The 5,475-nt window shown below is 72.2% G+C and carries 6 protein-coding genes; 1 reads left to right on the top strand and 5 read right to left on the bottom strand.

What is annotated here, in order from left to right; genetic code table 11:
- Positions 1-457 (top strand): REP-associated tyrosine transposase (locus AC32QD_RS05725; protein ID WP_492009521.1); only part of this gene is annotated, 457 nt, incomplete at its 5' end.
- 92 nt (positions 458-549) lie between these two features.
- Here the strand turns inward: AC32QD_RS05725 and AC32QD_RS05720 are convergent.
- The 5 genes from AC32QD_RS05720 to AC32QD_RS05700 form a co-directional block, all read right to left on the bottom strand.
- Complete coding sequence (locus AC32QD_RS05720; protein WP_492009520.1) at positions 550-1,035, bottom strand: type IV toxin-antitoxin system AbiEi family antitoxin domain-containing protein; 486 nt, start codon at positions 1,033-1,035, stop codon at positions 550-552.
- A gap of 548 nt (positions 1,036-1,583) precedes the next feature.
- Positions 1,584-2,042, bottom strand: coding sequence for a hypothetical protein (locus AC32QD_RS05715; RefSeq protein WP_492009519.1), 459 nt, complete (start codon positions 2,040-2,042; stop codon positions 1,584-1,586).
- Between the two features lie 84 nt (positions 2,043-2,126).
- Entirely contained in the window at positions 2,127-3,914 is a 1,788-nt protein-coding gene (locus AC32QD_RS05710) for an SLC13 family permease (RefSeq protein WP_492009518.1), read from the bottom strand.
- Between the two features lie 170 nt (positions 3,915-4,084).
- Positions 4,085-4,903 carry a TIGR00282 family metallophosphoesterase gene (locus tag AC32QD_RS05705; protein WP_492009517.1) on the bottom strand — a complete coding sequence of 273 codons (819 nt, stop codon included), beginning with the start codon at positions 4,901-4,903 and terminating at the stop codon, positions 4,085-4,087.
- Between the two features lie 39 nt (positions 4,904-4,942).
- Complete coding sequence (locus AC32QD_RS05700) at positions 4,943-5,428, bottom strand: GNAT family N-acetyltransferase (RefSeq protein ID WP_492009516.1); 486 nt, start codon at positions 5,426-5,428, stop codon at positions 4,943-4,945.
- Between the last annotated feature and the right edge of the window lie 47 nt (positions 5,429-5,475).

The following is a 5,475-nucleotide window of genomic DNA, read 5'->3' as shown; positions in this document are numbered from 1 at the left end:
GGGCAGCCGCCTGCTCGCGGAGCAATTCCCGTTGCTGCGCGGCGCGATGCGCACGACGCGGCACGAGCGACCCTTCAGGGTCGAGGCGATCGTCGTGCTGCCCGATCACCTGCATGCGGTGCTGACGCTGCCACCGGGCGACTCGGACTTTCCCACGCGCTGGCGGCTTATCAAGGCGCGCTTCAGCCTCGCCCTGCCGCCGGGCGAGCGGATCGGCGCGAGCCGCGAGGCCAAGCGCGAGCGCGGCATCTGGCAGCGGCGCTATTGGGAGCACATGATCCGCGACGGCGAGGAATTCCGCCGGCACGTGGAGTATTGCCATTTCAACCCGGTGAAGCACGGGCTGGTCAGCCATGTGCGTGACTGGCCGTGGTCGTCGTTTCACCGCTATGTGCGAAAAGGCGTCTATCCGGTTGATTGGGCGGGAAATCACGTCCAGCGTTGGGACAACGTGTAGGGTGGGTCGTCCCGACCCACCATCCGCCCGGAGGGCGGAGAGAACGGTGGGTGCGGAGCACCCACCCTACCCGGGATGGCGCGCGGGGTGCCCTACGCCTGCGGGCCCTGGCGCATGGCCAGGAGCTCGGGGTGGAAGCGGTTGATGCGGTAGACGCCGCGGCGGATGCGGGCGGCCAGCCCGTGGCGGGCGAAGCGGGCGAGCGTGATGGCGGCGTGGCGGCGCACTGTGCTGAGGCCCAGCGCGGCGAGGTGCTCGGTGACGGCGGCGACGGTGACGGTCTCGGCCGTGCTCGCGGCCAGATAGGCCAGCGTCGCGTTGGTCACGGGGGTCGAGCCGAGCGTGCCCGCGGGCGGCTCGGCCCGGCCCTCGATGCCGTCGAGGCGCTGGATGAGCGGGCGCTGCTCGGCCGCGGGCAGCGTGCGCGCCAGCGCGTCGAAGGCGCGGACCAGCGCCTGGCCGCGGTCGCGGGTCGTGCGGACATGGTGCGACAGCTCGGCCTGGCGGGCGCGGAGCGCGGCGAGCTCGTCGAGGATCAGCGTGGCCGCGTCGCGCAGGCGCGGCGGGGGCGTGGACATGGTAGCGCTCCGGTGATTGGGGGCTCCGTGATTGGGCAAGCTCGGGGTTCGTCCCGGCCGCGTATACGCGGGTTGACGCGGGGCGCCGGGGTGCCCGTGTTAACAACGCGGCATTGGGTTTCCGTTAATGTCACGAAAGTCGCGGGCGACGGGCGCGGGGCGAAAACTGTGCCGTTATGGCACGGAATTTCGGTCAGGTTTTGGTAACTCCTACAGGCTGAGTGGAGGAGTTAACGGGGGCGGCGGAGGGGGTGGAGAGGGTTGGCGGAGGGGGTGACGGGGGATGGCGGGCTGAAGCCCGCCCTACGGGGGCGCGGGATCGCGGGGGCAAGTTGAAGAGGGGGCGCGGGATCGGGGGACGAGTTGCAGACCACGGCAAGGCAGAATCTGGGTGAGCGGCGTGTTTGGCCCCCGCCTCCGGCGCGTCAGCGCCGGATCGCGCCCGCCCGCCCCCGAGCGCCCCTTCCGCGGGCGCGATTCCCGCGCCCACCCGGTCGGGCGCGATCCTCTTCTCCCGTTGCGAACAGGCCAGCGAGACGGCGTCCGCCCTAGTAGCCCTCGCACTTGGCGCGCGCCTTGACGTCGAGGTTGGTGATGTATTCGGGCGAGTACTTGTCCGGGTTCCGGGCGATGATCTGGTTGAGCTTGCGCTCGTAGCCGGGGATGTCGCCGGTGACCTGGAGGTACTTAGCCTCGATGGCGTCGGGGCCGAGCTCGCGCTCCTGGTAGTCGAGGATGCAGCGGCAGGCGGCCTTGGACCGCCCGCGCGCGGCGCAGTCGCGCACCAGGTAGTCGGTCTTGGCGGCGAGCGAGCCGGCGCTGCCCGCGGCAGGGGGCGGCGCCAGGGGCGAGGTGCCGCCGGGCGCGGGCGCGGGCGCCTGCGTGCCGGCCGGCGCCTGGCAGGCGGCGAGCGCGAGCGCGAGACCCGTGGCGAGCAGCGGCAACGGGCCTGCGCGGCGCGGGGCGGTGGCGGCACGGGCCGCGGTGTCTGTCGTCGGTGCGGGCATGGGGAGCCTCGCTTCTGGCTGGCCGCGCAAGGGAGGGTAGCGCGGCGCGCGGCGAGGTCCAGAGGCGGGCGCGCGAACGCGGGCTCAGAAGCTCCAGAACAGCGGGATCAGCAGCGCGGCGAGGAGGCCGACGCCGAGGTTCATCGGGATCCCGAGCCGCATGTAGTCGGTGAAGCGGTAGCCGCCGGCGGCGTAGACCAGCGTGTTGGTCTGGTAGCCGATCGGCGTGGCGAAGGCGGCCGAGGCGGCGATCATCACCGTGACCACGAAGGGGCGCGGGTCCACATGCAGCGCGTCGCCGAGCGAGATCGCCACCGGGGTCATCACCGCGGCCACGGCGTTGTTGGTGACCATCTCGGTCAGGAGCGAGCACATCAGGAACAGGAGCCACAGCACCAGCGCCGGGGGCAGGCCGGCGAGCCAGGGCAGCGCGGCGTTGACGATCAGCTCGACCGCGCCGGTGCGATCCATGGCGCGGCCCACGGCGAGCATGGCCAGGATCAGGGTGATGAGCCGGATCTCGACCAGCTGGAACGCCTCCTCGGCGTCGATGCAGCGGGTGATCAGCGCCGCGGCGACCCCGATCACCGCGAGACCGGCGATGGGCAGCACGCCGAAGCCGGCGCCGAGCACGACGGAGACGAGGATGGCGACCATCCAGGGCGCGCGCTGGCGGCGGAAGGGGCGCTCGGCCGGCAGGGTCAGCTCGGCCAGGCCCTGGTCGTCGGCGAGGCGGTGGATGTCCTCGGGCGCGCCCTCGAGCAGGAGCGTGTCGCCGACCTGCAGGCGGGTCTCCTCGATCACCGCGCCGACCCTCTCGTCGCGGCGGTGCAAGGCCAGCGGGTAGACGCCGTAGCGCCGGCGCAGGCGCAGGTGCCCGAGCACCCGGCCGATCATGCGGCAGCCCGGGGTGATCAGCGCCTCGACGGTGACGGTGGAGGTCTCGGCCACGGGGTCGAGCTGTCCGGTCATCGACATCTGCGGGCTCTCGCGCAGGGTCAGGAGCTCGCCGACATTGGTGCGAAGCACGACGCGGTCGCCGGAGGCGAGCTCGACGTCCCTGAGCTGGCGCCGCAGCGAGGCGTCGCCGCGGATCACGTCGATCACGGTCATCTCCTCGCGCCGGAAGCTGGGCACCTCGAGCACGGGGCGCCCGATCAGCTCGGAGCCCTCGGGGATCACCACCTCGGTGAAGTAGCGGTTGCGGCGGCGGCCGGTGAGGAAGTCGACCAGCGCCTTGCGCACCGGCAGCACGCGCGGCGCAGCGAGCGCGATGAAGCTGACGCCGCAGGCGAGGATGACCAGCGCCACGGGGGTGATCTCGAACAGCGAGAAGGGCTTGAGCCCGTGCTCGCGGGCGATGCCGTCCACCAGCAGGTTGGTCGAGGTGCCGATCAGCGTGCACATGCCGCCGAGAATGGCGATGTAGCTGAGCGGGATCAGCAGCTTGGAGGCCGGGATGTGCAGGATCTTGCCCAGCCTGAGGGCCACCGGCATCATCATCACCACCATCGGCGTGTTGTTGAGGAACGCGGAGGCCCCGGCGGTGAAGGCGGCGAAGCCGGCGAAGACCCGGCGCGGGCGGCGCTCGATGTCGCGCGCGAGCACGCGGGTGAAGGCGTCGAGCGCGCCGGTGCGCAGAAGCGCGCCGGAGATGATGAACATGGCGCCGATGGTCACCGGGGCCGGGTTGGAGAACACGCCGAGCAGGTCGTTCACCGGCAGGATGCCGACCGCGAGCAGCACGGCGACACCGGTCAGGGCCACCACCTCGGGCGGGAAGTCCTCGCGCACGAAGGCGGCGAACATCGCCGTCACCACGCCGAGCGTGAACAGGGCCGGCCAGACATCGGGGGCGAGGATCTGCTGCATCGGCGGGTCCCGGGAGCTCCCTGCGCGGCGGTGGCGGCGCCCGCCGATGGTCGCAAGTTTGCGTCCCGGGCGCAATGCGCTGCTTGACCGGCGCCGGCCGGCGGGCATTCCGCCACCGCAATGCGGGGCCGGGCAATGCCTATCGTGCCTGCCTAGATATATCCTTGAAGTCAGTCAGGTACGGCGGTTTGTTCAAGCTTTCCCTCAAGCCTGACCGGGGCGATCCGGGTGGCCAGCCCGGTGCGGTCGTCGGTCTCGACGAAGGTGCCGCACAACGTCGGCGCACCGAGCGCCGGCTCGAAGCGGGTGCCGCCCATGCCGGTGAGGAAGCGCCTGAGCGGCTCGGCCTTGTCCATGCCGATCACGGAGTCGTAGTCGCCGCACATGCCGGCATCGGACTGGTAGGCGGTGCCCCTGGGCAACAGCATGGCGTCGGCCGTGGGCACATGGGTATGGGTGCCGACGACGAGGCTGGCGCGGCCGTCGCACCAGTGGCCGATGGCCATCTTCTCCGACGTCGCCTCGGCGTGGATCTCGACGATCGCGGCATCGGCGGCGGCGCCCAGCGGCACGGGCTTCATGGCCGCGTCCAGCGCCGAGAAGGGGTCCTCGAAGGGGCGGTTCATGAACACGCGGCCGAGCGCCACCGCGACCAGCACCTTGCGCCCGCGCGTGGCCTCGAACAGCCCCGAGCCGCGCCCGGGCACGGCGCGGCCGTAATTGAGCGGGCGCAGGATGCGCGGCTCGCGCTCGATGTGCTGGATCATCTCCTTCTGGTCGAAGGCGTGGTCGCCCAGCGTGACGCAGTCGGCCCCGGCGGCGAAAAGCTGGTCGGCGATCGCCGCGGTCAGCCCGAAGCCCGAGGCGGCGTTCTCGGCGTTCACGGCGATGAAGTCGAGCCGCCAGTCGGCGCGCAGCCGCGGCAGCGCGGCGATGGCGGCGGTGCGGCCGGCGCGGCCGACCAGATCTCCGAGAAAGAGCAGGCGCATGCGGGCGATGTATCGCGCGCGCGCCGCGCCGGCAACCGCTCAGAGCCGGCGATAGAGCACGCAGGCGTCGACGGGGCCGAGGCGAGGGTGCTCGAAGGCGCCGGGCAGCCGGCCGACGATCTCGAACCCGGCGCGGCGCCAGGTGTCGAGCGCGCGGTCGTTGGTGGCGACGACGAAGTTGAACTGCATGGCGCGGAAGCCGCGTGCCTTCGCCTCGGCCAGCGAGTGCTCGAGCATGGCGCGCGCGATTCCCTGCCCCTGCGCGGCGGGCGCGGTGGCATAGCCGCAGTTGGCGACATGGGCGCCGCCGCCGCGCTGGTTCGGCGTCAGGTAGTAGGTGCCGAGCACGGCGCCGTCGCGCTCGGCGACATAGACCCGGTGCGGCGGGTCGCACCAGTAGGCGAGCGCCGCGTCCTGGCCGATGTCGCGCTCGACCGTATAGGTCTCGCCAGCGCGGAAGATCGGCTCGAGGATGCGCCAGATCGCCTGCGCGTCGGCGGCGCGGGCCTCGCGGACCCCGGTCATCGGCCGGGCAGGATCGGGCCGGCCTCGGTGACGACGGCATCGAGGCG

It is taken from the genome of Thermohalobaculum sp. (assembly GCF_058622915.1).
This window is presented reverse-complemented; position numbering and strand designations above follow the sequence as displayed.

Bases quoted from the DNA above. Each gene is read 5' to 3' on its own strand.
- AC32QD_RS05720 (WP_492009520.1), bottom strand. From the start codon at position 1,035: ATGTCCACGCCCCCGCCGCGCCTGCGCGACGCGGCCACGCTGATCCTC.
- AC32QD_RS05710 (WP_492009518.1), bottom strand. From the start codon at position 3,914: ATGCAGCAGATCCTCGCCCCCGATGTCTGGCCGGCCCTGTTCACGCTC.
- AC32QD_RS05715 (WP_492009519.1), bottom strand. From the start codon at position 2,042: ATGCCCGCACCGACGACAGACACCGCGGCCCGTGCCGCCACCGCCCCG.
- AC32QD_RS05705 (WP_492009517.1), bottom strand. From the start codon at position 4,903: ATGCGCCTGCTCTTTCTCGGAGATCTGGTCGGCCGCGCCGGCCGCACC.
- AC32QD_RS05700 (WP_492009516.1), bottom strand. From the start codon at position 5,428: ATGACCGGGGTCCGCGAGGCCCGCGCCGCCGACGCGCAGGCGATCTGG.